The sequence below is a fragment of the Halomonas sp. HK25 genome, assembly GCF_047795635.1.
Taxonomy (GTDB): Bacteria; Pseudomonadota; Gammaproteobacteria; order Pseudomonadales; family Halomonadaceae; genus Halomonas.
This window is the reverse complement of record NZ_CP181044.1, coordinates 3,336,230-3,360,917: the sequence shown is the minus strand read 5'-3', so window position 1 is coordinate 3,360,917 and position 24,688 is coordinate 3,336,230. Positions and strand designations below refer to the sequence as shown.

Genomic DNA, 24,688 nt, shown 5'->3' with positions numbered 1-24,688 from the left:
TGAGATAAAATAATATGAATATTTCAAACGACAAATATTTTGGTTTTCATCAGCCTGTCGAGTACCTCTCAGATAGTGTGATTGGCTATCTTTCGGCTGAAGAACCATTGTCGATACGCTCCAGTGCCAACAAAGAGTATGCCTGTTTTGCAATATGGGAAGAAGGGCGATCTAAAGAGAAAGATGTCGTCGAATGCCTACGAGAAAGGTTCGACATCGTAGCGGATTTCTTGGTCTACTGGTCAGATAAACACTATAAGCGGAACATACAGAGACTCTACCAGCGGCCGGGAGAGCACTCCGGTACGGGTTATGATAAGAAGATTGGAAAGCCCCCTTTTCGATTTGTCATTGTTGAAGATATAAATCCCTCCTATGCATGGATGAGGAGTGTTTCCGGCGTTATAGAACCATCGAACAGAAATGTCGTAGAAACAAAGTACGAGTTGCGTTCGTGGTTTGAGAGACAGTATCAGGTCCACTCAAGCAATAATATCGGCGAGTTTTATTTCCAGGCGATATTGATGCTTGGCGAAACACTGCTTTATGAGTCAATCAGGTCCCGCGATAGTGACTTGAAAATCATTAATAAAGACCTGGAAGGGGCGGAGGGGTGGAAAGACTGGAAGGAATTGTTTAAGGTTTTGAATTTCTGCTCGAATTATCTGGTGTTGAGGAACTTTGATCAGTTGCCTAATGATGCAAGTGACGGTGATGTTGATTTCTTGTGTGATAACTATCAGCTTCTTGCCTCTGCCGCCAATATCTTTCAGAAGGCGGGAAGGACTTACAAGGGTGTTGTGGAGGTGTCGGGGGCGAGAATTCCCATTGATATCAGGTTTGTAGGCGATGGGTATTATTCTGCAGCATGGCAGAAGGATATGCTGAGAAGGCGGTTGCTATCAGATGGCATGTATGTGCCTTCAATCGACGATTACTTTTTTAGCATTCTTTATCATTGCAAGATTCATAAGAAAACACTCAGCCTGAGATATCAGGACTTGCTTCAAGACCTGGCCGAAAGGATGAGGTTCGACTGGTTTCTTGATGTTGACCTGCACAATGATGCAATGGTGGCTGAGATACTCAAGGGGTATATGGGCTTCAATAATTATTATTATGAAAAGCCTATTGATCATGGTGTTTACGAAAACAAGGGTGTCGTGAGAGTGGTAAAGCAGGCGTCCTTCATGAGCAAGGGGGTGTCGTCATGGGCAAGGGTTTTGAAAAGAGGCCTCAGGCCACTGCTGTTGTTGAGGAGGCGAGTTCTCCTTTATTTGAGGTGACGGCGTGCTTGCACGGTTATCCTGATATGAATGCTGAAATATCTGGTACGGTGTGTTCCGGGCGTGGAAGGGCATGTGATGATATATCGGCGTCGATGCAAGAGCTTGGTTCGTTGACCGGCCTTGCGTTGTTCCCGGGGTCACTGAATGTTCTGTTGAACAGGGAGGTGAGTTTTAATGCCTGCCATGCGAGAAGTTTCGATAATGGAAAAAGGTATCTCTGGGAGGCAGCGGTTGGCATGCATAAGGTCTGGCTGTATCGATGGATAGGTGCTCCTTTTCATATTGTCGAGATACTTTCCGAGAATAAGCTTAGGGATGCGCTGGGCCTGGTGGATGGTGATAAAATAATAATAAGTGTCTGGAAAGGATCCATGGAAAAAATACCCATGAATCGCAGGCTGGTCTCCTTCCTGCTGTGGGGCTTGGGTCGCAGGCATCTCTATTATCACGGTCCCTATGCCGACAGTCACAAGATGAAAGCCATGAGGATGCGGCTCAGGGATGGTCAACGTTAACCAGCAGGGCAATGCTTGTTGCCGGGCTTAACCCGAGGAGTGGCAGATGGGATCGCCTACGATCAGCGTCATCATTCCGGCCTATAATGTGGCCCAGTATATTGGGTCAGCGCTCGAATCCTTGAACAATCAGTACTCCCTTCCCGATGAGGTGATCATCATAGATGATGGCAGCACCGATGGGACTCTTGCGGTGATCAAGGCATTTGACCATGCCTACACCGTTAAGATCCTGGCTACTGAAAATCACGGTCAAGGCGCTGCACGTAATCTGGGGGTGTCCTTGGCTCGCGGCGACTATATCTATTTCTTTGATGCAGATGACTTGCTTAGACCAGATTGCATCAGGAACATCAAGGCTATCATCAGTGAGCAGGGCATGCCTGACATCATCTTCTTTTCAGGTGAGTGCCTGTACGAAACGGAGTGGCTCGACGAAAAAGAGCTTGGGTATTCTCGTGGTTTCCGTGGAGGCTTCAGTTCTCTGACAGATCTTCTTGAGGCATTTGATGCCCAAGGCGCTACCTCGGCTAGCCCATGCCTCTATGCCAGTAAGCGGGCGTTGTGGGTGGGCTATCGACTTCATTTTATTGACTATTATCATGAGGATGAGCAGATTTTTTTCCCTCTGATCTTCTCTGCAGAGACCTATTACGTTACTGATGCTGTTTATTTCATCCGTCGGGTCAGGCATAACTCGACCATGACGCAGCGAAAGAGTGAAAGGCATGCCATGGGCCTTCATTCTACGGTCCTGCCATTGCTGGACATGAAAAAGTCTATTTCCGACAAGTATGTCGGTAAGTTTGTCTCCAAGAGGGCGTTATGCTTTATTAAGAGATATATATGTTCATGCAGGATAGCGGGAATTGATTGTGATAAGAGCATGATTCTCTCCGCCTCTTTGATCCTGAGGAGCCCGAGAGTACTGATGTATTTCTTTTATTTCTCTTCCGGCGGGAGATTCAGGGGAGCTGTCAAGCGGTTTGTCAGGGCAGGCGCCAGCGCCGGCACGTCCAGCTAGACTATCGGCCACTTTGCTTGTTTCGTCCATCTCAGATAGCGGTATTGAGCGAGGGGTATCTGGCGGACATTCTGTGGTGTGACTGCTCTGATGCATTTTCCCTGGGCCATTGGCTTGCTCATGACGCTGCACCCATTTTATGACTATTTTTCGGCCGGCCATTTTGGAGAGAATGACAGGCCGGCCCCTTGATCTCTTGTGGCGGTGGCTTACATGATGAACTTGGAAAATACTCGCTTGGGCGTGATTGGCTTGGGCTATGTGGGCCAGCTCGATTGCCGTGGCTGAGGCCGCCAAGGTGATCGAGAACACCCAGCGTGATGTTAATATCGCCTTGATCAACGAGCTGGCACTGATCTTCAACCGGATGGGGATCGATACCGAGGAGGTGCTGGAAGCCGCCGGCACCAAGTGGAACTTCCTGCCGTTCCGTCCCGGCCTTGTCGGTGAGCATTGAATCGGCGTAGCCCCCTACTACCTCACCTACAAGGCTTAGCAGCTCGGTTATCACCCCGAGATGATCCTCTTCGGACGGCGCATCAATGACGCCATGGGAGCTTATGTCGTCAGCCAGCTGGTCAAGGAAATGGTCAAGCGGCGCATCCACGTGAGAGGCGCACGGGTGCTGGTAATGGGTATGACGTTCAAGGAGAACTGCCCGGATCTACATAACACCCTAGTGGTGGATATCCTTGCGGAACTGGCCGATTACAGCGTCATGGTGGATGTCTTGGATCCACAGGCCAGTAAGGAAGCTACCGAGCAGCAGTACGGTATTCTCTTGATCCAGAACCCCGAAGTCGGCATCTACGATGCCATCCTGCTGGCCGTGGCATATCGCGAATTTCATCAGTTGGGTGCTGCCAGCATCCATCGCTGGAGAAAGAGCGAGCATGTGATTTACGACCTGAAATATGTGTTGCCAAGGGCGTCGGTGGATATCCGCCTGTGAGCCTGCCAGGAACACCAGACAACACCCGAAAATCAGACAACAGTTGACGCGGCCATGTGCCCCTTGCGGGAGGCACAATGTCGAGGATATTCCTATGAATCACATGGGGTCCCAACGTGGCGATGCTCCCCGCCGGGGGCGTTATACAGCCGTTCGCTCCCTCGGCAAAAGGCCCGCTGTCAGCTCGGGTGAAATTGGCTCGGGTGCAATTGGAAAGCCCCTTGACATGGTGCTCTTCTCGGTGGTGATGCCGGTCTACAACAAGGTGGCCACCCTGTCGGCATCCCTGGAGTGCCTGTACCACCAGACCTTTCGCGACTTCGAGGTGATTGCCGTTGACGACGGCTCCACCGACGGTTCTCTCGAGTTGCTGCGTCGACACGCCCTAGCCGGGCGGCTGCGCCTCTTCCAGCGTGATACGCCCGGCCCCGGTGGCTATGCGGCGCGCAACCATGGCGCCGAGCAGGCCTCGGGCCAATGGCTGGTGTTCTTCGATGCCGATGACCTGCTGCTCTTCGACCACCTTTCGCGGTTCGCCGATGCCATCGCCAGTCATTCCGGGATCGAGTTGTTCGTCAACGCCTACCAGAAGATGGAGAACCATCAGCGCCTGCCTCGCTTCGAGGGGCTGCCCGAAGGCGTGCTCAGCCGCCGGCAGGCGTTGGATGCGTTCGCGAGCTGCGACTTCATCCACATGAACGGTGCCTGCCTCCGTCGCGAGCGGTTCCTGGCGATGGGTGGCTTTCCCGAACGGCGCTATCGCCGCGGCGGTGACGTCTACTTCTGGCTGAAGGTGCTCTGCGAACTCGAGGCGCTGCACTACGACGATACCGTCACCAGCCTGTGGCTGCTGGAGCACAGTGGCATCACCCGCAACAAGTCCAATCTTGCCCATGTGCATCCCGGAGTCGACCTGCTGGTGGAGTACGAGCGGTGTCTGCCCCGTGTCGAGCGTCGCCTGCTGTGGTCGGCGGTCAACCGCAAGGTGCTCTCCTGGGCGGTGGAAAAGAAACAGCTCGGCCACTCGGTGAGGCCGGACCTGAGAGCACTGAGGCTTGGCGGCATGAGCCTTCGGCACTGGCTGCATGCTGCCACGCTGCTGGTGCCCCAGCCGTACTACGACCGGCTACGAGGCTGGGTGAAGTGAACACAGCCTTGGCAGGAGCAGGAGCAGGAGCAGGAGGAGAGGGCGATGAGCGGGACGGTAATCACCTACGGCACCTTCGACATGTTCCATATCGGGCATCTCAATCTGTTGCGACGGCTTGCGGCGCTGGGCGATCGCCTGATCGTGGCGGTCTCCACGGATGAGTTCAATCACGGCAAGGGCAAGCGGACGCTCATTCCCTTCGAGCAGCGCGCCGAGATCGTGCGTTCGATCCGCTACGTCGACGAGGTCATCCCCGAGACAAGGTGGGAACAGAAGCTCGATGACGTACAGCAATACGGGATCAAGACCTTCGCCATCGGCGAGGACTGGGCAGGCCAATTCGATTTTCTCCTGCCCTACTGCGAGGTGGTCTACCTGCCACGCACCGAGGGGGTCTCGACCACCGATCTCAAGCGCTCCCTCAATCGCTTCTCCAGCGTGTCGCGCGATGACCTGTTGCACGCCTTCGACGTGCTGGACGCGCTGCGCAAGGATTTCGGCTGACGCCGGTTGACCGACATCTGGCTCCTGAACCCTGCGCTTCTCTAATATCGCTGAACCCCGTTCCCGAACCCCATTGGCCGGCTTGGCCCGGAGGTCATTCGATGGCGACATATCTGATGCGGCTGTTGCAGCAGCTCGCCTGGCTACCCTTGTGCCTGGTCGCCTGGGCCTATCCGCGCGATGACAGGCTGTGGGTGTTTGGCGCCTGGCACGGCCGCCAGTACGCCGACAACGCGCGCTACCTCTATCGACACGTCAGAGACCGTGAGCCGACGCTCCGTGCAGTCTGGCTGGCTCGCGACCCGGAGGTGGTGCGTCAGGTGGCGAAGGAGGGCGGGGAGGCCGAGCTGGCCTACTCCTGGCGTGGCATCCGGGTGGCGTTGCGTGCCGGCGTGTTCCTGGTCACCCATTCCTCCGAGGATGTCAACGCCCATGCATCGCTCGGCGGCCGGCTGATCAACCTCACCCATGGCACGCCGCTGAAGCGTATGGGCAATGATGCGCGTGCCTTGCGCAACGATGTCATGACGAGACTGTTCGAACGCTACCTGCGACACCTGCTGCCGGGAAAACGGCGGGCCGAGATGATGCTGGTGGCATCCGAGGTGGGGCAGCAACGCATGACGTCGGCCTTTGATCTGCCGTTCGAGCGTGTCGTGCCCTTGGGCTATCCGCGCTGGGATGCCTTCGATGAAGGGGGGGGCGAACTCCTGCGCGGGCAGGGCATCGACCCCGATGCCTATTCCGGCATCCTGCTCTATGCGCCCACCCTGCGGTTGCGGGGCCGCGGCGAGTTGGATCTGGCGCAGGGCGACCGGCTCGAGCGACTCCTGCCCTGGCTGGCGGCCGAGCGTCTGCTGCTGCTGATCCGCGGTCATGCGTCGCTGAAGATGTCAGGGGTCCAGGCGCTGCTGGCAGGCGGCTCGCCCTGGCTGCGCGAGGCGCCGGTGTCGATGTTCCCCGACGTCAATACCCTGCTTCCCGCGGTGGATGGCCTGATCACCGACTACTCGAGCCTGATGTACGACTACGCCTGCCTGAACCGGCCGATCATTCTCATGGCACCCGATCTCGATGACTACCTGAACGGGGATGTGGGGATCTATGGCGACTACCTGGCGGATGCGCCGGGACCGGTGATCGACCATTGGCAACAGCTGCCGGATGCCTGGCGGGAAATCCACAGCGATGAGCACCAGGCGCGGCTGTCCGACTTCGTGATCCGCCATGCCAGCCTTCACGATGGCCGGGTCTGCGCCCGTGCGACGGCAGTCGTCCAGGCACTGCTCGCAGGGAGGGAGCCGAGATGCTCGATGTCGTGACCGAGGCGCGCGGCCAGACAGTGGTGCGCCCGCAGTCCGTGGTGGTCATCGGCGGCACGGCACGCTCGCTGATCAACTTCCGTGGCCCCCTGCTGGCCTTGCTGAAGGCCCGGGGCCACCGGGTGGTGACAGCCGCACAGCCCGATGCTGCCATCGAGGAGGTGCGTGAGGCCCTGGAGGCACTGGCGATTCCCTTTCAGCCACTCTCCATCGTCCGGGGAGGCATGAACCCGCTATCGGACTGGCGGGGGGCCAGGGAAATCAGGGAGCTGATAGATACCCATCGACCCGAGGTGGTGATTGCCTATACCGCCAAGCCGGTGATCTACGCCGGACTGGCAGCGCGTCGCCTCCCGGGCCTGCGCTTCTATCCCATGATCACCGGTCTCGGCTATGCCTTCTCGAACGAGGGGGGGTGGCGCCTCGCACTGCTGCGCTCCGCTATCCGGCGACTCTATCGCCGTTCCCTGGTGGCCGCTCGGACCACCATCTTCCAGAACCCCGACGACCAGGCGCTTTTCCGGGAACTGGGGTTGACCCCCCCCCGGCGGACACACCGCACGGGTATACGGCTCGGGGGTCGACCGGGGGCTGTTCCCACCGCGGCCACTGCCACAGGCGCCGGTCTTCCTCATGTTGGCCCGGCTGATGGTCGACAAGGGGGTGCGCGAGTACCTGGAGGCGGCCCGACGGGTCAAGCGGCAGTATCCCGAGGCGCGCTTCCAGCTGGCCGGTGCACTGGACCCGAACCCCGCCAGCATACGCCAGGCCGAGCTGGATGCCTGGATCCGCGAGGGCACCATCGAGTACCTGGGCAAGCTGCATGGCGTACAGGCGGCACTGGCCGGCTGTCGCTACTACGTGCTGCCCTCCTACTACCGCGAGGGGACGCCGCGCTCGGTGCTCGAGGCCATGGCCACGGGGCGGCCGATCATCACCACCGATGCGCCAGGGTGTCGCGAGACGGTGGATCCCGACATCAACGGCTACCTGGTGCCGACACATGATTCCGAGGCTCTTGCCGCGGCCATGCTCAGGCTCCTCGCCGCGGACAACCAGAGTGTGGAAGCCATGGCCGTGGCGGGCCTGGACAGGGTGGCGCGACTCTTCGATGTGGAGCGCGTCAATCGACAGCTGATGGAGATCACCGGTCTCTAGCGAGGCATCATGAAGCGTATGGCAGATGTACTGTTGACCTATGGTTGGTGCCGCAGCTCCTATTCGGCGTTGCGTGGTCTGGCACAACAAGGCCTCAAGGTGGTGGTCACAGACACGGGGCGAATCGGCATGTGTCAGGCCTCGCGTCTGGCGTATGCTCGGGCGCGCTATCGATCGCCATTTGCCGACCCCCAGGGCTTCGTCGCGGATATCGATACCCTGTGTCGGGACTACGACATCACCATGATCCTTGCTGGCCACGAGGAGGTGGAGCTGCTGGCCCTCGCCCGTGAGCAGGGCCGGCTGACGGCGCCGGCCGCCCTGCCGGTGGCCAGGGCCGCGACCATCGAGATGGCCAACGACAAGTACCGCATGGCGTGTCTGGCGCGGGAGCAGGGGGTGTCCGTGGCGGCAATCATGGAATGTCGATGCCCCGAGGACGCCATGACCATGAGCGACCCGGCCAATGAGTACGTGGCCAGGGCACGTCGCGGCAACAGCTCGAAGGGCGTGTTCTTTGCCCGCGGCGGAGCGCCGCTGATGAAGACGCTCGACGCCATGCGCAAGACGTTCGACCTGGAGGAGGGTCGTCCTCCGATCGTCCAGGAGCGGGTGGCGGGCGATGGGTGGGGCGTGTCCTGCCTCTACTGGCATGGCCAGCCCATCGCGTCGTTCACCCATCGCCGCCTGGAGGAGAAACTCGCCACGGGAGGCACCAGCACGCTGAGGATCAGTGCGGCCCATCCGGCCATCGAGGCCGATGCCCATCGGCTGCTGAGGGCGCTGGGCTGGCATGGCCTGGCGATGCTCGAGTTCAAGCACGACGAGGCGAGCGGGAGGCACTTCTTCATCGAGATCAACCCGCGTCTGTGGGGCTCCATCGACCTGGCACTGAGCTCCGGCGTGAACTTTCCCTGGTTGCTCTACCTGGCGCAGACGCAGGGGCCGGCGGTCGCCCTTGCCCACTTTCACCCGGCCCGACAAGGGGTGGTGGAAAGGTGGTTGCTGGGCGATGTGATTCGTCGGCTGGGGCTGGCCAGCAACGGAGCCTGGCGCCAGGCCCTGGCGTTTCAGGGCGTCTCGGCGAATGCCTTCGATGATGCCAAGCGCGATGATCCTCTGGTGTTGGTCGGTGAGGCGTTCTACTACCTGAGCAAGGCGATCCGGTCACGCAGCATGAATCCGCTGGAAGCGGGAATGGTGCGCTGATGGTTATTCACGAGAGAAGGCCTGTGGTGGTAGCGCGGCCGGTCCCCAGTCTCCTGGCACCCTGGCAGCGTACTCTGAAGCGCTCCTTCGACCTGATCCTGGCACTTACGCTGCTGGTGCCGACCCTGCCGGTGATTCTTGCCGCGGCGCTGGCGGCGAGCCGGGATACGGGGGCCTCGGGGTTCTTCCTGCAGGAGCGCGTGGGCCTTGGGGGGCGTCTTTTCAGGGTGATCAAGATCCGCACCATGCGCCCGGTGCCGGGGCCGGCTTCTACGGTGACCACGCGCAATGATCCCCGTGTGACGCGGCTGGGACGACTGATGCGGCGGACCAAGGTGGACGAGTTGCCGCAGCTGTTCAATGTGGTGCTGGGCCAGATGAGTTTTGTTGGCCCCAGGCCCGATGTCCCGGGTTACGCGGATGCACTTCTTGGAGAGGATCGCCTGATTCTTGCCGTTCGCCCCGGCATCACCGGCCCCGCCACTCTCCAGTATCGAGATGAGGAAACACTGCTGGCCGGGGTCGACGACCCCGAGCGTTACAACCGCGAGGTGATCTTCCCCGACAAGATACGGCTCAATCGCGACTATGTGAAATACTGGTCCTTCGCCAGGGACCTGGGCTACCTGTGGCAGACAGTCTTCCCGGTGTTGCGGCATGGTAGGCGAGACACCTGAGGCGGTGGGGCGGGCCGGCACGGGGGTGGCCGTACGCTGATTCGAAAAAAGACGCCCGGGGGCAACCCCGGGCGTCTCTGTTTGTCACCGACTTGTTTGTCACCGACTTGTTTGTCGCCGGTATGGCCAGGCGACCCTCTGGCTGACGCGCCTCGTTACTTCTGCAGCTTCTCCACGTCGAAGCGGTCGGCGTTCATCACCTTGGTCCAGGCCTTGATGAAGTCCTCCACAAACTTCTCGCGGTTGTCGTCCTGGGCATAGACCTCAGCGTAGGAGCGAAGGATGGAGTTGGAGCCAAACACCAGGTCGGTGCGGCTGGCGGTCCACTTTTTCTGGTCCGTCTTGCGGTCACGGATCTCATAGAGATTGTTGCCCGCCGGCTTCCAGCTATAGGCCATGTCGGTCAGGTTGACGAAGAAATCGTTGGTCAGCTGACCTTCGCGGTCTGTGAACACACCATGTTTGGTGTCGCCGTGGTTGGTGCCCAGCACCCGCATGCCACCGAGGAGGACCGTCATTTCCGGCGCGGTCAGTCCCATCAGCTGGGCGCGGTCGAGCAGCATCTCCTCCGGTTTGACCACGTAGTCCTGCTTCTGCCAGTTGCGGAAGCCATCCGCCAGCGGCTCCAGCGGCTCGAATGATTCGGCGTCGGTCATCTCGTCGGTGGCGTCGCCGCGCCCCGGCGCGAAGGGCACCAGAATATCGTGGCCGGCGGCCTTCGCTGCCTGTTCGATGCCCAGGTTACCGCCGAGCACTATCACATCGGCGATGCTGGCACCGGTGTCGGCTGTAATCTTCTCGTAGACCTGCAGTACCTTGGCCAGGCGCTGTGGCTCGTTGCCTTCCCAGTCCTTCTGCGGGGCCAGGCGAATTCGGGCGCCGTTGGCGCCGCCGCGCAAGTCGGAGCCACGGAAGGTGCGGGCGCTGTCCCAGGCGGTGCTGACCAGCTCGCTGAGGGAGAGACCGCTGTCGGCGATCTTCGCCTTGACGGCATCGACGTCATAGTCTGTCTTGCCGGCCGGGATGGGATCCTGCCAGATCAGGTCTTCCTGGGGCACTTCCGGGCCGATGTAGCGCGACTTGGGGCCCAGATCGCGGTGGGTCAGCTTGAACCAGGCGCGGGCGAAGCAATCCTTGAAGTACTCGGGGTCCTTGCGGAAGTCCTCGAGGATTTTCCGGTAGCTTGGATCCACTTTCATGCCCATGTCCGCATCGGTCATGATCGGGTTATGACGGATGGACGGGTCGCTGGCATCGACCGGCTTGTCCTCTTCCTTGATGTCGACGGGCTCCCACTGGTTGGCACCGGCGGGGCTCTTCCTCAGCTCCCACTCGTGGTCGAGCAGCATGTCGAAGTAGCCCATGTCGAACTGGATCGGGTTGGTGGTCCAGGCACCCTCGATACCCGAGGTCACCGCACTGGCGGCCCTGCCTCCCATGTTCGGGTTGTCCCAGCCAAACCCCTGGCCCTCCACATCCGCACCCTCGGGTTCTGCCCCCAGGGCGCCGGCATCGCCGTTGCCATGACATTTACCGACGGTGTGTCCGCCGACGGTCAGCGCCGCGGTCTCCTCGTCGTTCATGGCCATCCGGGCGAAGGTCTCACGAACCTGGGCGGCAGTCTTGAGCGGATCTGGCTGGCCGTTGACGCCTTCCGGGTTCACATAGATAAGCCCCATCTGGACAGCAGCCAACGGGTTTTCCATGGTGTCGGGTTTGTCGACGTCGCCATAGCGCTCATCGGAGGGCGCCAGCCACTCCTTCTCGGCCCCCCAGTAGATGTCCTTCTCGGGGTGCCAGATATCCTCGCGGCCGAAGGAGAAGCCGAAGGTCTTGAGTCCCATGGATTCGTAGGCAACGTTACCGGCCAGAATCATGAGATCTGCCCAGCTGATCTTGTTACCGTACTTCTTCTTGATCGGCCATAGCAGTCGGCGGGCCTTGTCGAGGCTGGCGTTGTCCGGCCAGGAGGCAATCGGCGCAAAACGCTGGTTGCCGGTGCCACCACCGCCGCGACCGTCTGCCAGCCGGTAGGTGCCGGCGGAGTGCCAGGCCATGCGGATCATCAGGCCCCCGTAGTGACCCCAGTCGGCCGGCCACCAATCCTGGCTGTCGGTCATCAGGGCGTGCATATCCTTCTTCAGCGCGTCGAAGTCGAGCGTCTCGACCTCTTTCCGATAGTCGAAGGCCTCACCCATCGGGTTGGTCTTGGTGTCGTGCTGATGAAGGATGTCCAGATTCAGGGACTCCGGCCACCAGGCGACCACATCCGCTTTCCCTTGCGTATTGGCCCCGTGCATCACCGGGCACTTGCCTGCGTTCTGCTGATCACCCATATCGCTCTCCAATCTTGGCTGCGTTGGTGGAACCGCCATCACTGTATAGACGATGGCGGTTCGGGGGGACAATGAGCCATATCAACCCTCGGCCACTGGGTGGTGACGGCCGCGGCTCAGCGTCCTGATACCTCCAACCTACTCCCCGCGAATCCATTAGCACAATGCGAGATTGCCGACCGTGTCGATAGCCAATCTTTATCGGGTGGTCGACGCCAGGACTGCTGCGTCGGGTAAGGGTGTTCAGGCCTCGGGAAGACGCAGCTCGCGCGCCTCGCCCATCAGGAAGTCGCGGTTGGCCTCCAGGGCCTCGCGCAGGAAGTCCCACAGCAGGCGCACCCGGGCCAGGCGGCGCTGCTCCTGGCGGGCGGTGATCCAGAACTGGCGGTCGATCGCCACTTCGCCCTCCAGCACCTTGACCAGTGCCTCCGAGGCGCTGGCCATGAAGCAGGGCAGCACGGCGAGGCCCGCCCCGTGCAGGCAGGCAGCATGCTGGGTGGTCACGCTGGTACTGCGCATGGCGAAGTGCGGCCCGGGGTGGCCGACCACCGCGGGGTCGAGCAGCGGCTCCAGGTAGCTGAGCTGCTCGCTGAAGATCAGGTCGTCGACGTAGCCCACCAGGCGGTGCGCGCCCAGCTCGGCGAGGTGCTGCGGCCGGCCGTGGTGGGAGAGATACCCCTCACTGCCATAGAGTCGCAGCCGGTAGTCGCACAGCCGCGAGATCACCAAGCCCGGGCTCACCGGGCGCTCCACGGTGATGGCGAGATCCGCTTCGTGGCGGCTCAGGTTGACCACACGGGGCAGGGCGAGCAGGTCCAGAGTCACCCCGGGGTGACGTTCGCAGAAGGCCGAGAGCAGCGGCGCGATCACCCAGGTGCCGAAGCCCTCGGTCACCCCGAGGCGGATCTGCCCGCTGATCTGGTGGTTCTTGTCGGTCAGGCTCTCGCCGGCCTCGAAGGCGTGGCGGGCCATCTCCTCGGCGTGGGCGAGCAGCTGCTGGCCGGCCTCGGTGAGGTGGTAGCCGTGGGTGCTGCGTTCGAACAGCTGGGTGTTGAGTTTCTGCTCGAAGCGCCGGGTGCGCCGCGACAGGGTGGAGTGGTCGAGCCCCAGCCGGCGGGCGGCATCGGTGAGCCGCTGGCTGCGCGCCACCTCGAGGAAGATCTGGATATCCTGCCAGTCGAGCATGGGGGCCTCGCCGGTGGTGGATGGTGATGGCTGGTTGTGCATGAACGCACAAACAATGTGCCCGAGTGCCAGTTGTCACGCCATCCGACCTCTGGATAGACTCGTCATCATCATCTTCCGTGTTTTTATACACATAAAGTCTAATGTCAGGGCGATCCACGGCAGTGATCCAGCGACGATCCAACAACAATCCGATCCCCCGGGCAACGACCGCACAGCGACACAACAGCAACGCTATAAAGAGGAGCACGCCCCATGTCAGTCCGCGAAATCCCCATGGTTATCGATGGCCAGCAGGTCCAGTCCCAGAGCCAGGAGTGGCGCGACGTGGTCAACCCGGCGACCCAGGAGGTGGTTGCCCGGGTGCCGTTCTGCACCGCCGAGGAAGTGGAGCGGGCCGTGGCCAGCGCCAAGGAGGCCTTCAAGACCTGGCGCAAGGTGCCGCTGGGCAAGCGCATGCGCATCATGCTCAAGCTCCAGGCGCTGATCCGCGACAACACCGCCGAGCTCGCCGCGCTGATCACCGAGGAGCACGGCAAGACCCTGCCCGACGCCGAGGGCGAGGTGGGCCGCGGCCTGGAAGTGGTGGAGCACGCCTGCTCGATCACCTCCCTGCAGCTGGGCGAGCTGGCCGAGAACGCCGCCAGCGAGGTGGATGTCTACACCATGCACCAGCCGCTGGGCGTGGGTGCCGGCATCACCGCCTTCAACTTCCCGATCATGCTGCCCTGCTTCATGTTCCCGCTGGCCATCGCGACCGGTAACACCTTCGTGCTCAAGCCCTCCGAGCAGGATCCGAGCTCCACCATGCGCCTGGTCGAGCTGGCCCAGGAGGCGGGCATCCCGCCCGGGGTGCTCAACGTGGTGCACGGCGGCCCCGACGTGGCCAACCAGATCGCCGATCATGCCGACATCAAGGCGCTCTCCTTCATCGGCTCCACCCACGTGGGCTCGCTGCTCTACAACCGCGCGGCCGCCGCCGGCAAGCGCATGCAGTCGATGATGGGAGCCAAGAACCACTGCGTGGTGATGCCCGACGCCAACCGCAGTCAGGCCATCAACAACTTGCTGGGCTCCGCCTTCGGCGCTGCCGGCCAGCGCTGCATGGCCAACTCCGTGGTGGTGCTGGTGGGTGAGGCCCGCGAGTGGCTGGACGACATCGTCGAGGGCGCCCGCAACATGACCGTCGGCCCCGGCACCCAGCGCGACGCCGACCTGGGCCCGCTGGTCTCGCCCCAGGCCAAGGAGCGCGTCGAGCGCCTCATCACCGCCGGCGAGAAGGAAGGCGCCAAGCTGCTGGTCGACGGTCGAGGCTGCCAGGTCGAAGGCTATCCCGACGGCAACTTCGTCGGCCCGACCCTGTTCGCCGACGTCACCGCGGAGATGACCGTCTACCGCGAGGAGATCTTCGGTCCGGTGCTGTGCGTGGTCAGCGTCGAGACCCTGAGTGATGCGATCGCATTCATCAACGCCAACCCCAACGGCAACGGCACCTCGATCTTCACCAACTCCGGCTGGGTGGCGCGCCGCTTCGAGACCGATATCGACGTCGGCCAGATTGGCATCAACGTGCCGATTCCGGTGCCGGTGGCCTACTTCAGCTTCACCGGCTCGCGTGGCTCCAAGCTGGGTGACCTGGGCCCCAACGGCAAGCAGGCCATCGCCTTCTGGACCCAGACCAAGACCGTCACCGCCCGCTGGTTCGAGCCGGAAAACGTCTCCAGCGGCATCAACAGCACCATCTCGCTGGGCTGATTCCGCAAGCGCAGTGATCGGCGGCCCCGTCTCGAGAGAGGCGGGGCCGTTGGCATTATGAGCCTGGTGAGTCATGGAGTACGCTGATCAAAGGCCTGGGTTCAGCGACTGAAGGATGGCATCAGAGCCTGCAGGGAGCGAGTCATGCGGGATCGATCCTCGTCCCCGAGATGACCGGCCTGGCGGATGATCAGGCGCTCGTCGAGGGTGAAGAGTTTCATGCGCACGATGGAAGTGGAGGGCAGGCCGGCGCTTGGTTGTCGACCTGTCGGTGAAGGGAAACGGGACAACGACGACATCGAACGCCTCAAAGCTCACGGTAGGCTTCCTCGTCGGCGTCGGACCCCCGCTCGCTCAGGGTTTCCTCGACGGCATGGGTAAAAGCCAGGTCGAGAGGGTGCGCCTTGCGCAGCCGAATCTCGCCATCCTCGATCTCGAAGCTGATTGCGTCACCGGCATGCAGGTCCAGCGCCTTGCGCACGGCGCCAGGAATGGTGGCCTGGTACTTGCTGGTAAGACGGCTGGTTGCCGTGGTCATCGGGACTTCCCTCCGGGTTGCGAGGTAATACGGTAATGCTAGCCGGTGCTGCGGCGGGGCACAAAGCGAAGCCTTACCTCGACCTGAGTCCCAAGCTCGCTGCATGGTTCGTCTCAGGGAGACAAGGCGCGGCCCCGCCTAGCAAGAGGCGGGGTCGCGTCTCGTAGCCAGCGAGCAGTTGTTGCCAGTGCGCAATGGTTCCGCGGGCGGCCGGGCTCAGGCCGGCACGATATTCTGATTCAGGTGGAAGAGGTTCTCCGGGTCGTACTGAGCCTTGATCCTGCTGAGTCGCGCGTAGTTCTCTCGTCCGACGCCGGCAATGATCCGCTCCCTGCCTTCGTCGCCGATGAAGTTGAGATAGACGCTGCCGCTGGCCCAGGGGCTCAGGTCGCGTCGCAACCGGTTCGACCACTGCCTGCCGCGTTCGTCGTCGTCGGGGTTCTCCCACATCCCGAAGGGGTGGACGGCCCAGGGCGCCTGCCGCCAGGGGAGAGGAAAGTCGGAAGGCCCGCTGGCCACCGCACCCCCCTGAGGAATCAGCACGTGCTGGGAGTGGGACGGCACGATCATGTCGCCCGCTCGTTCGCAGAACCGCTTGAGCGCCTCGTCGGGAAAGGCATCCAGATATTCGGCCGAGCAGTAGTTGCGGTAGCCGGGCGGGTCGTCGAGCATGCATTGCAGGTCGGCGTAGGGCATCTCGGCGATCATCTCGCCCTCGTGGCCCAGTGCCAGCAACGGTGCCACCACGTCGCGCGCCTCGGTTTCCGGCCCTGTGTAGACGACCAGGACGGCGAACGTGAGCCGGTCGACGAGGTGGTCGGGCACGAAGGCTTCCGGCGGGGCCGTCACGTAGAGGGCGGCACCGCTGACGTCATCAGCTGCCGCTTCCAGGAAGTCGCGATAGGCGTGGAGGACCTCTGGTGCCTTCTCGGGCGACCACAGTAGCAGCAGGGCGGTGACCTGCGGCAGCGCATGCAGCCGGAAGGTCAGCGATGTGGCCACCCCGAAATTGCCGCCGCCCCCGTGTAGTGCCCAGAACAGCTCGGGGTTCTCCCGTTCGTTGGCATGGACGAGGCTGCCGTCGGCGGTCACCAGCTCGGCGGCCAGCAGGTTGTCGCAGGCCAGCCCGAACTTGCGAGCCAGCCAGCCGTCGCCACCGCCCAGGGTGTAGCCGCCCACGCCGGTGGTCGACACCCGCCCACCCGTTGTCGCCAGGTCGTGCGGCTGGGTGGCGCGGTCGAGGTGGCTCATGGTCGCGCCGCCGCCGACGGAGGCGGTGCGCGCCTCCGGGTCGACCGTCACGCCATGCAGCCGGCGCAGGTCGATCACCAGCCCACCCTCCGTCAGGGCCTTGCCGGCGACGCCGTGACCGCCGCCGCGCACGGCGATCTCGAGCCCGAGCCTGCTGCCGAACTTCACGGCACCGACCACATCCTCCACGTCGGCGCACTGGGCGATGATCCCCGGGTGGCGGTCGATCATGGCGTTGAACAGCCGTCGCGCTTCGTCGTAGCCGGCATCCTCAGGGAGCAGGATCTCCCCCGAGAAGTTCTGGCGTAACTCCTTGAGTGCTATGTTATCGATATGAGTTGTCATGACACCCTCCTCGGGAGGGCGAGGCACAGAGGACCCGATATCCCGAGCTTTGCCATACCCCGCCTGACGTCATAGGCCGTCGACCCTCGGGTCGGTCCGTCGTCAGGCACTCGGTGCCGACCAACTGCCCTGGATCAGGGCCTGGCGGCGCGAGCAGGTGATGTGGCGGTGCGCCGTCGAGTCTCGGGGCACCGCGATGCTCATGCCGACATTGCGATGGGCATGATCCGATGGGAGTCCTGGGTCCCATTTAGTATAGCGTTACAGGCGTGGGCTCCCGATTTTTTTGTCACCCGACTAGCAGATGGCTGGTGGTAGAACCTGAGGCCTGAAGCCGATACCGGGGCCTGCACCACAGGTCCAATGGACAGACAAATAACGTTGACGTTAACTGGAATTCGAGCCGCTATCATCGCCCGTTCAGGAGCCACCATGACCACGCCGATCAGCCACTTTCCCATTCCCGAGTCGATCCAGGACCTGCCCGAGGATATCCGCGATGCCATGCTGGCGGTGCAGGAGAAGGCGGGCTTCATCCCCAACGTCTTCCTGATGCTGGCCCACCGCCCGGCCGAGTTCCGCGCCTTCTTCGCCTACCACGACGCTCTGATGGAACGGGAGGCCGATACCCTGACCAAGGCTGAGAAGGAGATGATTGTGGTGGCCACCAGCGCCCGCAACCGCTGCCTCTACTGCGTGGTCGCCCACGGCGCCCTGGTGCGTATCTACAGCAAGGACCCGCTGCTGGCCGATCAGGTGGCCATCAACCACCGTGTCGCTGGTCTCAGCGAGCGCCACCGCGTGATGCTCGACTTCGCCATGCACTGCGGCCTGGACGTCGGCGAGCTTACCGACGAATGGCAGACCCGCCTGCTCGAGGTCGGCTTCACCCAGGACGACATCTGGGACATCGGCGCCATCGCCGCCTTCTTCGGCATGTCCAATCGACTGGTCACCCTGGCCGGCACGCCGCCCAACGAGGAGTTCTACCTGATGGGGCGGGTGCCGCGGGAGAAGTAGCAGACTCTATCGAGACAAAAACCGCTTATAACGCAGCCCAAGGGCCTCCTTGCTCGGCTTTTCCTCGGAGTGTTTGGGGACAGAGATCCTATTTCCGTTGAGCTGTTTCATGCTTTCGAGCAGAGGTCCATCCTGTGTCGAAAGTAGGTCGGCATTCAGATGAATCCGGTAATCGGGGTCTATGCCAATTAGGTCGGCATCGTAAGCCCTATGATGCAGGCGACTGAGAGATATGCCGTTGCTTACCTCGGCGGTGCCCGCATGGTAAGTGTCGGGAATGATGTGGGCCGCTTCCAGAAGCTCGGGCACGGGAAGTCCAGTCATGGCGCAACGGTTGGAGTATGCCTGCATAACGCGTGCTCGGAACTCGGCCTGGTGAACACGCGTTTTGGCTTCCCTGATCACGTAACGCTTTTCAACTTCGTCGACCTCATAAGTGCCCGCGCCTTCTGCGACATGGCGCGCAGCGCCAATTCTGTCATGCATGCTGACATGGCACAGCTCCCTGGCTATGTCCACGCTGTCGATATAGCAGGGCCATAAGGGGAAATAGCGGCCTGGAGCTACTCCCATCAAGTATATGATCGGGTCTTTTCTCTCATAGCTTATCAATAGCTGCCGATTGGCCGCCTTGGCTGTGCCTCCCGCTTCCAGAGAGTACCAGAAACCTCCCTCGTCACTTGCACCATCAGAGTAGATGTTAATCCGACCCTGTTTGGGCACCACGGTTTTGATGCTCAAGATGCCATCCTGCATCTGCTTGGGTTTGAAGATGCCGATCGCCCGGCTGGCGATAAAAAACGGCTCTACATCAAAGGGGACGCGCTGGGCAATAGCCTCCCAGGGGACATCATTCGAGAATTGTCGAGAGATGTCCTCAAGGCGCTGGAAGGCCGCTTGTCGAAGACGAGTGTCAATATTCAGCAAGGCTGGCTCTCCGCTCTATGCCGCTAGTATCCGTTCATACTAATCAAGAGGGGTGGTTTTTACACCGGTTCTTGGCGTGAGAGCTGCGATGTCTGGGCATGATGGCGAGTGGTGAGCCCTGCGCCGGCTGGCCGCCAGACCACGGCCTCGCTATGATGCCTTCGGCCGGCCTCTATAACGATGGAGGCGCGCCCACACAACTCATTCACTTGTCGCCAGGGGAGTCCCACCGCACTTGCGGGGGCTGAGAGGGCCAAGCGCCGACCCTGGAACCTGATCCGGTTCATGCCGGCGGAGGAAGTGCGACATGCCCTACCTGACGTCTGCCGTGCTGGGTGCGGCGCTGCTGTGCTTTGCGTTCCTGGGCCTGCGGGCCCGCCGGGCCGATGGCCTGCTCGATGACTACGTCACCGCCCGCAACTCCCAGGGTGCCCAGGCCATCGGGCTGTCGTTCCTGGCCTCCAGCATGGGGGCCTGGATCCTCTTTGCGCCGCCGGAGATCGGCGCCTTCGTGGGGCCGGTGGCGCTGGCCGGCTACGCCATCGGCTCCTCGCTGCCGTTTCTGATACTGGGGCTCTACGGCCCGGCGATCCGCCGCCACCTGCCGGAAGGGCGCAGCATCGGCGAGTTCGCCGAGGCCTGCTACGGCGCCGGGGTGCGGCGCTGGGTCTCCTTCGTCTCCGTGGCCTATATGGCCATCTTCCTGGCCGCCGAGCTCACCGCCATCGGCGCCATCGCCGCGCTGCTCTCCGATGTGCCGCCGCCGCTGGTGATCCTCGGTGTGGCGGTGGTGACCCTGGTCTACACCACCCTGGGCGGGCTGCGGGCGAGCCTCGCCACCGACCGCTGGCAGGCCTGGCTGCTGCTGGCCCTGCTGGTGCTGGTCGGCGGCGTGGCCTGGTGGTGGCTGCCGCCGATGCCGGCCGGGGCGGTGATGCCGTCGATACCCGCCGGCAGTGCGCTCTCCGTGGCGTTGACCCTGGTGATCGCGGTCACAGCGGCCAATCTCTTCCACCAGGGCTACTGGCAGCGCATCTGGGCGGCCGAGGACGACCGAGCGCTCGGTCGCGGGGCGCTGCTGGGCGGCGCCAGCAGCCTGCTGGTGGTGATGGCCATCGGTGGGCTCGGGATCCTGGCGGCGATGCACTCGTTGCCCCTGGGCGAGCCGCCGATTCCCTTCTTCGCGCTGCTTTCTGCCGCGCCCGCCTGGCTGGGCCTGCCGGCCCTGGTGCTGGCGGTGACCCTGGTGGCCTCCAGCGTGGACACCCTGCAGAACGCCATCGCCTCCATGGCGGTGGCCAGCTCCGGCCGGCGCGGGTTCTCGGTGCGGGCGGCGCGGTGGGTCACGGTGGCGCTGATGGTGCCGGTGGTGTGGGTGGCCCTGCAGGGCTTCTCGGTGCTGCGCCTGTTCCTGATCGCCGACCTGCTGTGCGCGGCCATCGTGGTGCCGGTACTGCTGGGCCTGTGGCGGCGCATGTCGCCGCTGGCGGCGGTGGCCGGTGGTGTGGCGGGCCTGCTCGGCGCGGTGCTGCCGGGCTGGATCACCCTGGGTAGCCTTTCCGCTGGCGTGCTGGCGGCTAGCTTCCCGGACAGCATCCCGACCCTGGCGCCTTTCCTGGGCGCGCTGCTCGCCTCCACCCTGGCCAGCCTGCTGATCGCCTGGCTGCGGCCGGGGGCAAGATTTCAACCCACCATCAAGGGAGATGCCCTGTGACGACACGCTCCGACTGGAACGCCTGGGCCGCCAATCACGAATCGGCGCGCATCACCGACTGGCTGCGCGCGATCAGCGAGCCCGACTGGTCGGCCACCGTGAATCACCCGCTGTTCGACGCCCTGGCCGAGGGGCGGCTGGCGGGTGACGACTTCGCCGCCTACATGGTGCAGGACTACGGTTTCGTGGACCCCTTCACCGCGCTGATCGGCCACGCCATCGGCCACGCGCCGAGCATGGCGGACCGGGTGGTGCTGGGCCAGTTCATGGGCATGCTGACCAGCGACGAGAACAGCACCTTCCAGCGCACCTTCGAGGCCTTCGCGGTACCCCAGGCCCGGCGCGAGGCGCCGGACTACCTGCCCGAGACCCTGGCCTTCCAGGCGCTGTTGCGCGACACGGGCCACAGCGGCGGCTATGCCGAGATGCTGGCAGCACTGGTGGTCACCGAGTGGGTCTATCTGGAGTGGGCGCTGCGGGTGACCCGCGTAGAGGGGCTGCATCCGCTGATGGGGGAGTGGATCGACCTGCACGACAACCCCGCCTTCCAGGAGTTTGTCGCCTGGCTGCGCCGCCGGCTGGACGAGGAGGCGGAAGGGCTCGATGACGCCGCCTTCACCCGCATGGCCGTGTGCTTCCGCGAGACCGTCGCCCGGGAGCGTGCCTTCCACGATGCCGTGATGCCGCGCTGAGCGGGTTGCCGGCCACCGGACGGTAGCAGCCCCCGCCGAGCGTGCGGAAGTGATGGCCCGGCGCTCAGTCGAGGAAGAGGTCGGCAGGCAGGCCAAAGCGCTGCGTCAGGGCCTTGATCTGACGGACGTTCAGGCGTCGCTTGCCGCCCAGGATCTCGGAGATCACCGACTGGGTGCCGACCTCGGGCAGGCTCGACTGGTCGAGGTCATGCCACTGCATCAGGTGGCGGAGCATGTCGGCGCCCCTCACCTCCGGCATCGGGCGGTGGGCGTCGTCGTACTCCTCGATGAGGTCACCCATATGGGAGGCGAGGCTCGCCAGGGGGTGCTCCTCGTCATCCTCGATCAGCACCAGCAGCTCATCGAGCGCTGCGACCAGAGCGTCGTAGTCGTCTTCCGACTCCGGGGCGTTGAGCAGGGGGGCCACGAAGCGCCAGTGGGCGGCAGCCTGTTGGACGATGCTGGTCATGTTCACTCCTTCCAGTGCCCCCTGTCGTATTCGGTGTGGTCGAGGACGTGCTGGATATAGATCTTCTTGAACCGATAGTGCACCAAGGCGATGAGGCGAATCTTGTTGCCCCCGATATCGAAGACATGCTGCCGGCCGACCTTGTCGGTAGCGGGAAACAGCGCCTTCATCTCTGCGAAGCTACCGGGCTCGCTCGACTTCATGAGTCGATACCAGGCATCCAGTGCAAAAGCGGCCTGGGGCCATTTCTGCTTGGCTTCCCAGATACGCTTCTGGGTGATGACATGCATGGCGCCTGCTCTATCGCATTTTGCGATAAAGTATAGGCCCTGCCGTACGATGCAGCAATGCCGCCAAGTGAAAACGCCCCCGCCGGTTTCCCGGCGGGGGCGCCTGCATTCGGAAGTGCCGGCCGGACTACATATGCCCGCCCATCATGCCCGTCATGCCGATGGCACCGAACAGCATGCCGCCCACCGCGATGGTCAGATAGATCAGGATCAGCACGCCGAAGATGGTGAAGTAGGTCTTGAGCTTGGCCAGGGCGAGCTTCATGTCTCTCGGGTCGCCGCTTTCGTAGACCCGCCCGGCGGCGCCGGCCGCCTGCATCAGCACCCAGCCCGCCCAGATGGGAATCCAGGCCACGATCAGGCCGACGATGGAGAGGGCGGTGAGGATGCCGGAGAGGATCAGCATGACGCCGGTCAGCTGCATCCAGAACTTGCCGCGGTAGAGCGGCTCGACGAGGTCGCGCAGCAGCTCCTGTGAGTTGTGGTCCATGTAACGCTCCCTGTTTGTTTGACGAATGAGTTCGATCGATGGGATTGCGATGTGGCGCCCGATACTCTAGCAGCCCGTTCGTCGCGTAACCCAGTTCCGACGCAGAGGCACCTGTGGTTGCCAGGCGGGCGGTGAGCGGCCACCCTCTGAGGGTCACCCGATCATCAGAGGAAGCCCTGCCATGAGCGATACCCCGAAGGATCCCCGCCGCCGCCACTCCGCCAAGGTGGTGGACGGCCCCGGCAAGGCGGCCGGCCGCGCCATGCTGCGTGCGGTGGGCTTCACCGATGAGGACTTCGTGAAGCCCCAGGTGGGCATCGCCTCGACCTGGAGCAATCTCACCCCCTGCAACAGCCATATCGACGAGCTGGCCCGCCACGCCAGCGACGGCGCCGATGCCGCGGGCGGCAAGGGGGTGATCTTCAACACCATCACCATTTCCGACGGCATCGCCAACGGCACCGAGGGCATGAAGTACTCCCTGGTGTCGCGGGAGGTGATCGCCGACTCCATCGAGACGGTGGCCGGCTGCGAGGGCTTCGACGGTCTGGTGGCCATCGGCGGCTGCGACAAGAACATGCCGGGCTGCCTGATGGGGATGGCGCGGCTCGACCGGCCCAGCGTGTTCGTCTACGGCGGCACCATCCTGCCCGGCAAGGGCCACACCGACATCGTCTCGGTGTTCGAGGCCATGGGCGCCCACTCGCGCGGCGATATTAACCTGATCGAGCTCAAGCAGATCGAGGAGACGGCGATCCCCGGGCCCGGTTCCTGCGGCGGCATGTACACCGCCAACACCATGGCCTCGGCCATCGAGGCGCTGGGCATGAGCCTGCCGGGCAGCTCGGCCCAGAACGCCGTCTCCAATGACAAGCGCGAGGACTGCGAGGCGGCCGGGGGCGCGGTGCTCGCGCTGCTCGAACGCGACATCAAGCCCTCCGACATCATGACCCGGGAAGCCTTCGAGAACGCCATCACCGTGGTGATCGCGCTCGGCGGCTCCACCAATGCGGTGCTGCACCTGATCGGCATGGCCAGCACCATCGGGGTGGCGCTCTCCCTCGAGGACTTCACCCGCATCGGCAAGCGCGTGCCGGTGGTGGCGGACCTGCGCCCCAGCGGCCACTACATGATGAGCGAGCTGGTGGCCATCGGCGGCATCCAGCCGCTGATGAAGACGCTGCTCGAGGCAGGCCTCCTCCACGGCGACTGCCTGACGGTGACCGGGAAGACGCTTGCCGAGAACCTGGCCCAGGTGGCCCCCTATCCCGATGACCAGACGATCATCGCGGCGCTGGACAAGCCCATCAAGGCCGAGAGCCACCTCAGGATTCTCTACGGCAACCTGGCGCCGGAGGGCGCGGTAGCCAAGATCACCGGCAAGGAGGGCACACGCTTCTCCGGCACCGCCCGGGTGTTCGGCTCCGAGGAGGAGGCTCAGGCGCGCATCAACGACGGCACCGTGGTGGCCGGCGACGTGGTGGTGATTCGCTACGAGGGGCCGAAGGGCGGGCCCGGCATGCGCGAGATGCTCACCCCGACCTCGGCGATCATGGGGCGGGGCCTGGGCAGCGAGGTGGCGCTGATCACCGACGGGCGCTTCTCCGGCGGCAGCCACGGCTTCGTGGTGGGTCACGTGACCCCCGAGGCCTTCGACGGCGGCCCGCTGGCGCTGGTGGAGGATGGCGATGTGATCACCATCGACGCCGAGGCCGACACCCTCGAGGTCGACCTCACCGACGAGGAGCTGATGCGCCGCCGCGCCGCCTGGCAGCAGCCGGCGCCGCGCTACACCCGCGGGGTGCTGGCCAAGTACGCCCGCACGGTGAGTTCCGCCTCGACGGGGGCAGTGACCGACCTGCCGGAGTGATGGGTG

At 63.0% G+C, this 24,688-nt stretch carries 24 protein-coding genes, 1 pseudogene and 1 riboswitch; of the genes and pseudogenes, 17 read left to right on the top strand and 8 right to left on the bottom strand.

The genetic code is table 11. The features are described 5' to 3' along the window. Positions 1-14 precede the first annotated feature (14 nt). The 12 genes and pseudogenes from ACM26W_RS15840 to ACM26W_RS15785 all read left to right on the top strand — a co-directional run bounded on the left by ACM26W_RS15840 (position 15) and on the right by ACM26W_RS15785 (position 9,800). Positions 15-1,286 (top strand): hypothetical protein, encoded by a 1,272-nt coding sequence (locus ACM26W_RS15840; protein WP_416137937.1) that lies wholly within the window; start codon positions 15-17, stop codon positions 1,284-1,286. After that, positions 1,211-1,804: a hypothetical protein gene (locus tag ACM26W_RS15835; RefSeq protein WP_416137936.1), complete on the top strand. Its 594-nt coding sequence runs from the start codon at positions 1,211-1,213 to the stop codon at positions 1,802-1,804. Before ACM26W_RS15840 ends, ACM26W_RS15835 begins: the two co-directional genes overlap by 76 nt. A gap of 46 nt (positions 1,805-1,850) precedes the next feature. After that, positions 1,851-2,828, top strand: a complete 978-nt coding sequence (locus ACM26W_RS15830; RefSeq protein ID WP_416137935.1) for a glycosyltransferase family 2 protein — start codon at positions 1,851-1,853, stop codon at positions 2,826-2,828. Between the two features lie 280 nt (positions 2,829-3,108). Continuing rightward, positions 3,109-3,285, top strand: coding sequence for a hypothetical protein (locus ACM26W_RS15825; protein ID WP_416137934.1), 177 nt, complete (start codon positions 3,109-3,111; stop codon positions 3,283-3,285). Positions 3,286-3,345: 60 nt separating this feature from the next. Further along, positions 3,346-3,780 (top strand): UDP binding domain-containing protein, encoded by a 435-nt coding sequence (locus ACM26W_RS15820; protein WP_416137933.1) that lies wholly within the window; start codon positions 3,346-3,348, stop codon positions 3,778-3,780. 226 nt (positions 3,781-4,006) lie between these two features. Beyond that, positions 4,007-4,927: a glycosyltransferase family A protein gene (locus ACM26W_RS15815; protein WP_416137932.1), complete on the top strand. Its 921-nt coding sequence runs from the start codon at positions 4,007-4,009 to the stop codon at positions 4,925-4,927. Positions 4,928-4,972: 45 nt separating this feature from the next. Beyond that, positions 4,973-5,434, top strand: a complete 462-nt coding sequence (locus ACM26W_RS15810; RefSeq protein ID WP_416137931.1) for an adenylyltransferase/cytidyltransferase family protein — start codon at positions 4,973-4,975, stop codon at positions 5,432-5,434. 101 nt (positions 5,435-5,535) lie between these two features. After that, positions 5,536-6,756, top strand: a complete 1,221-nt coding sequence (locus tag ACM26W_RS15805) for a CDP-glycerol glycerophosphotransferase family protein (RefSeq protein ID WP_416137930.1) — start codon at positions 5,536-5,538, stop codon at positions 6,754-6,756. After that, positions 6,741-7,286 (top strand): annotated as a pseudogene (locus ACM26W_RS15800) (glycosyltransferase); the annotation flags it as partial. The gene ACM26W_RS15805 and the pseudogene ACM26W_RS15800, both read left to right, overlap by 16 nt. Before the next feature lie 61 nt (positions 7,287-7,347). Further along, a complete protein-coding gene (locus ACM26W_RS15795; protein WP_416140909.1) occupies positions 7,348-7,914 on the top strand; it encodes a glycosyltransferase in 567 nt (188 codons plus the stop codon). Between the two features lie 9 nt (positions 7,915-7,923). Continuing rightward, positions 7,924-9,123 (top strand): ATP-grasp domain-containing protein, encoded by a 1,200-nt coding sequence (locus ACM26W_RS15790; protein WP_416137929.1) that lies wholly within the window; start codon positions 7,924-7,926, stop codon positions 9,121-9,123. Further along, positions 9,123-9,800 carry a sugar transferase gene (locus ACM26W_RS15785; protein ID WP_416137928.1) on the top strand — a complete coding sequence of 226 codons (678 nt, stop codon included), beginning with the start codon at positions 9,123-9,125 and terminating at the stop codon, positions 9,798-9,800. The genes ACM26W_RS15790 and ACM26W_RS15785 overlap by 1 nt, the downstream gene beginning before the upstream one ends. Before the next feature lie 155 nt (positions 9,801-9,955). Here the strand turns inward: ACM26W_RS15785 and katG are convergent, their stop codons facing one another. Further along, a complete protein-coding gene (katG, locus tag ACM26W_RS15780; protein ID WP_416137927.1) occupies positions 9,956-12,136 on the bottom strand; it encodes a catalase/peroxidase HPI in 2,181 nt (726 codons plus the stop codon). Positions 12,137-12,379: 243 nt separating this feature from the next. Beyond that, positions 12,380-13,321, bottom strand: coding sequence for a LysR family transcriptional regulator (locus ACM26W_RS15775; RefSeq protein ID WP_416137926.1), 942 nt, complete (start codon positions 13,319-13,321; stop codon positions 12,380-12,382). A gap of 255 nt (positions 13,322-13,576) precedes the next feature. Here ACM26W_RS15775 and ACM26W_RS15770 point away from each other — a divergent pair, with 255 nt between their 5' ends. After that, positions 13,577-15,076: a CoA-acylating methylmalonate-semialdehyde dehydrogenase gene (locus ACM26W_RS15770; RefSeq protein ID WP_416137925.1), complete on the top strand. Its 1,500-nt coding sequence runs from the start codon at positions 13,577-13,579 to the stop codon at positions 15,074-15,076. A gap of 307 nt (positions 15,077-15,383) precedes the next feature. Here the strand turns inward: ACM26W_RS15770 and ACM26W_RS15765 are convergent, their stop codons facing one another. Both ACM26W_RS15765 and ACM26W_RS15760 read right to left on the bottom strand, forming a co-directional pair. Then, positions 15,384-15,614 carry an AbrB/MazE/SpoVT family DNA-binding domain-containing protein gene (locus ACM26W_RS15765; protein WP_416137924.1) on the bottom strand — a complete coding sequence of 77 codons (231 nt, stop codon included), beginning with the start codon at positions 15,612-15,614 and terminating at the stop codon, positions 15,384-15,386. A 216-nt stretch (positions 15,615-15,830) separates the two neighbouring features. Beyond that, the gene (locus tag ACM26W_RS15760) at positions 15,831-17,210 is read right to left on the bottom strand and encodes an FAD-binding oxidoreductase (protein WP_416137923.1); all 1,380 of its coding nucleotides are present in this window, start codon (positions 17,208-17,210) and stop codon (positions 15,831-15,833) included. A gap of 432 nt (positions 17,211-17,642) precedes the next feature. Between ACM26W_RS15760 and ACM26W_RS15755 the strand changes: the two genes are divergently transcribed. Beyond that, entirely contained in the window at positions 17,643-18,230 is a 588-nt protein-coding gene (locus ACM26W_RS15755; RefSeq protein ID WP_416137922.1) for a peroxidase-related enzyme, read from the top strand. A 6-nt stretch (positions 18,231-18,236) separates the two neighbouring features. Here ACM26W_RS15755 and ACM26W_RS15750 read toward each other — a convergent pair whose 3' ends face one another. Next, a complete protein-coding gene (locus tag ACM26W_RS15750; protein ID WP_416137921.1) occupies positions 18,237-19,157 on the bottom strand; it encodes an HNH endonuclease in 921 nt (306 codons plus the stop codon). A 207-nt stretch (positions 19,158-19,364) separates the two neighbouring features. Continuing rightward, positions 19,365-19,475, top strand: a riboswitch (TPP riboswitch). On the opposite strand from ACM26W_RS15750, the gene ACM26W_RS15745 reads away from it, so the two are divergent. Then, on the top strand, positions 19,465-20,871 hold the full coding sequence (locus ACM26W_RS15745) for a sodium:solute symporter family transporter (protein ID WP_416137920.1): 1,407 nt from the start codon (positions 19,465-19,467) through the stop codon (positions 20,869-20,871). Its footprint overlaps the riboswitch before it by 11 nt. Beyond that, entirely contained in the window at positions 20,868-21,563 is a 696-nt protein-coding gene (locus ACM26W_RS15740; protein WP_416137919.1) for a TenA family protein, read from the top strand. The genes ACM26W_RS15745 and ACM26W_RS15740 overlap by 4 nt, the downstream gene beginning before the upstream one ends. Positions 21,564-21,627: 64 nt before the next feature. Here the strand turns inward: ACM26W_RS15740 and ACM26W_RS15735 are convergent, their stop codons facing one another. The 3 genes from ACM26W_RS15735 to ACM26W_RS15725 all read right to left on the bottom strand — a co-directional run bounded on the left by ACM26W_RS15735 (position 21,628) and on the right by ACM26W_RS15725 (position 22,812). Further along, positions 21,628-22,032 carry a helix-turn-helix domain-containing protein gene (locus ACM26W_RS15735; RefSeq protein WP_416137918.1) on the bottom strand — a complete coding sequence of 135 codons (405 nt, stop codon included), beginning with the start codon at positions 22,030-22,032 and terminating at the stop codon, positions 21,628-21,630. Between the two features lie 2 nt (positions 22,033-22,034). Beyond that, positions 22,035-22,322, bottom strand: a complete 288-nt coding sequence (locus ACM26W_RS15730; RefSeq protein WP_416137917.1) for a type II toxin-antitoxin system HigB family toxin — start codon at positions 22,320-22,322, stop codon at positions 22,035-22,037. Between the two features lie 127 nt (positions 22,323-22,449). After that, positions 22,450-22,812 (bottom strand): DUF5362 family protein, encoded by a 363-nt coding sequence (locus ACM26W_RS15725; protein WP_416137916.1) that lies wholly within the window; start codon positions 22,810-22,812, stop codon positions 22,450-22,452. Positions 22,813-22,993: 181 nt separating this feature from the next. On the opposite strand from ACM26W_RS15725, the gene ilvD reads away from it, so the two are divergent. After that, on the top strand, positions 22,994-24,682 hold the full coding sequence (gene ilvD, locus ACM26W_RS15720) for a dihydroxy-acid dehydratase (RefSeq protein WP_416137915.1): 1,689 nt from the start codon (positions 22,994-22,996) through the stop codon (positions 24,680-24,682). Positions 24,683-24,688 lie beyond the last annotated feature (6 nt).

Excerpts from the sequence above, each read along its gene's own strand:
- ACM26W_RS15840 (WP_416137937.1), top strand. The coding sequence starts at position 15 with ATGAATATTTCAAACGACAAATATTTTGGTTTTCATCAGCCTGTCGAG.
- ACM26W_RS15835 (WP_416137936.1), top strand. The coding sequence starts at position 1,211 with ATGGGCAAGGGTTTTGAAAAGAGGCCTCAGGCCACTGCTGTTGTTGAG.
- ACM26W_RS15830 (WP_416137935.1), top strand. The coding sequence starts at position 1,851 with ATGGGATCGCCTACGATCAGCGTCATCATTCCGGCCTATAATGTGGCC.
- ACM26W_RS15820 (WP_416137933.1), top strand. The coding sequence starts at position 3,346 with ATGATCCTCTTCGGACGGCGCATCAATGACGCCATGGGAGCTTATGTC.
- ACM26W_RS15815 (WP_416137932.1), top strand. The coding sequence starts at position 4,007 with ATGGTGCTCTTCTCGGTGGTGATGCCGGTCTACAACAAGGTGGCCACC.
- ACM26W_RS15810 (WP_416137931.1), top strand. The coding sequence starts at position 4,973 with ATGAGCGGGACGGTAATCACCTACGGCACCTTCGACATGTTCCATATC.
- ACM26W_RS15805 (WP_416137930.1), top strand. The coding sequence starts at position 5,536 with ATGGCGACATATCTGATGCGGCTGTTGCAGCAGCTCGCCTGGCTACCC.
- ACM26W_RS15790 (WP_416137929.1), top strand. The coding sequence starts at position 7,924 with ATGAAGCGTATGGCAGATGTACTGTTGACCTATGGTTGGTGCCGCAGC.
- ACM26W_RS15785 (WP_416137928.1), top strand. The coding sequence starts at position 9,123 with ATGGTTATTCACGAGAGAAGGCCTGTGGTGGTAGCGCGGCCGGTCCCC.
- katG (WP_416137927.1), bottom strand. The coding sequence starts at position 12,136 with ATGGGTGATCAGCAGAACGCAGGCAAGTGCCCGGTGATGCACGGGGCC.
- ACM26W_RS15775 (WP_416137926.1), bottom strand. The coding sequence starts at position 13,321 with ATGCTCGACTGGCAGGATATCCAGATCTTCCTCGAGGTGGCGCGCAGC.
- ACM26W_RS15770 (WP_416137925.1), top strand. The coding sequence starts at position 13,577 with ATGTCAGTCCGCGAAATCCCCATGGTTATCGATGGCCAGCAGGTCCAG.
- ACM26W_RS15765 (WP_416137924.1), bottom strand. The coding sequence starts at position 15,614 with ATGACCACGGCAACCAGCCGTCTTACCAGCAAGTACCAGGCCACCATT.
- ACM26W_RS15760 (WP_416137923.1), bottom strand. The coding sequence starts at position 17,210 with ATGACAACTCATATCGATAACATAGCACTCAAGGAGTTACGCCAGAAC.
- ACM26W_RS15755 (WP_416137922.1), top strand. The coding sequence starts at position 17,643 with ATGACCACGCCGATCAGCCACTTTCCCATTCCCGAGTCGATCCAGGAC.
- ACM26W_RS15745 (WP_416137920.1), top strand. The coding sequence starts at position 19,465 with ATGCCCTACCTGACGTCTGCCGTGCTGGGTGCGGCGCTGCTGTGCTTT.
- ACM26W_RS15735 (WP_416137918.1), bottom strand. The coding sequence starts at position 22,032 with ATGACCAGCATCGTCCAACAGGCTGCCGCCCACTGGCGCTTCGTGGCC.
- ACM26W_RS15730 (WP_416137917.1), bottom strand. The coding sequence starts at position 22,322 with ATGCATGTCATCACCCAGAAGCGTATCTGGGAAGCCAAGCAGAAATGG.
- ACM26W_RS15725 (WP_416137916.1), bottom strand. The coding sequence starts at position 22,812 with ATGGACCACAACTCACAGGAGCTGCTGCGCGACCTCGTCGAGCCGCTC.
- ilvD (WP_416137915.1), top strand. The coding sequence starts at position 22,994 with ATGAGCGATACCCCGAAGGATCCCCGCCGCCGCCACTCCGCCAAGGTG.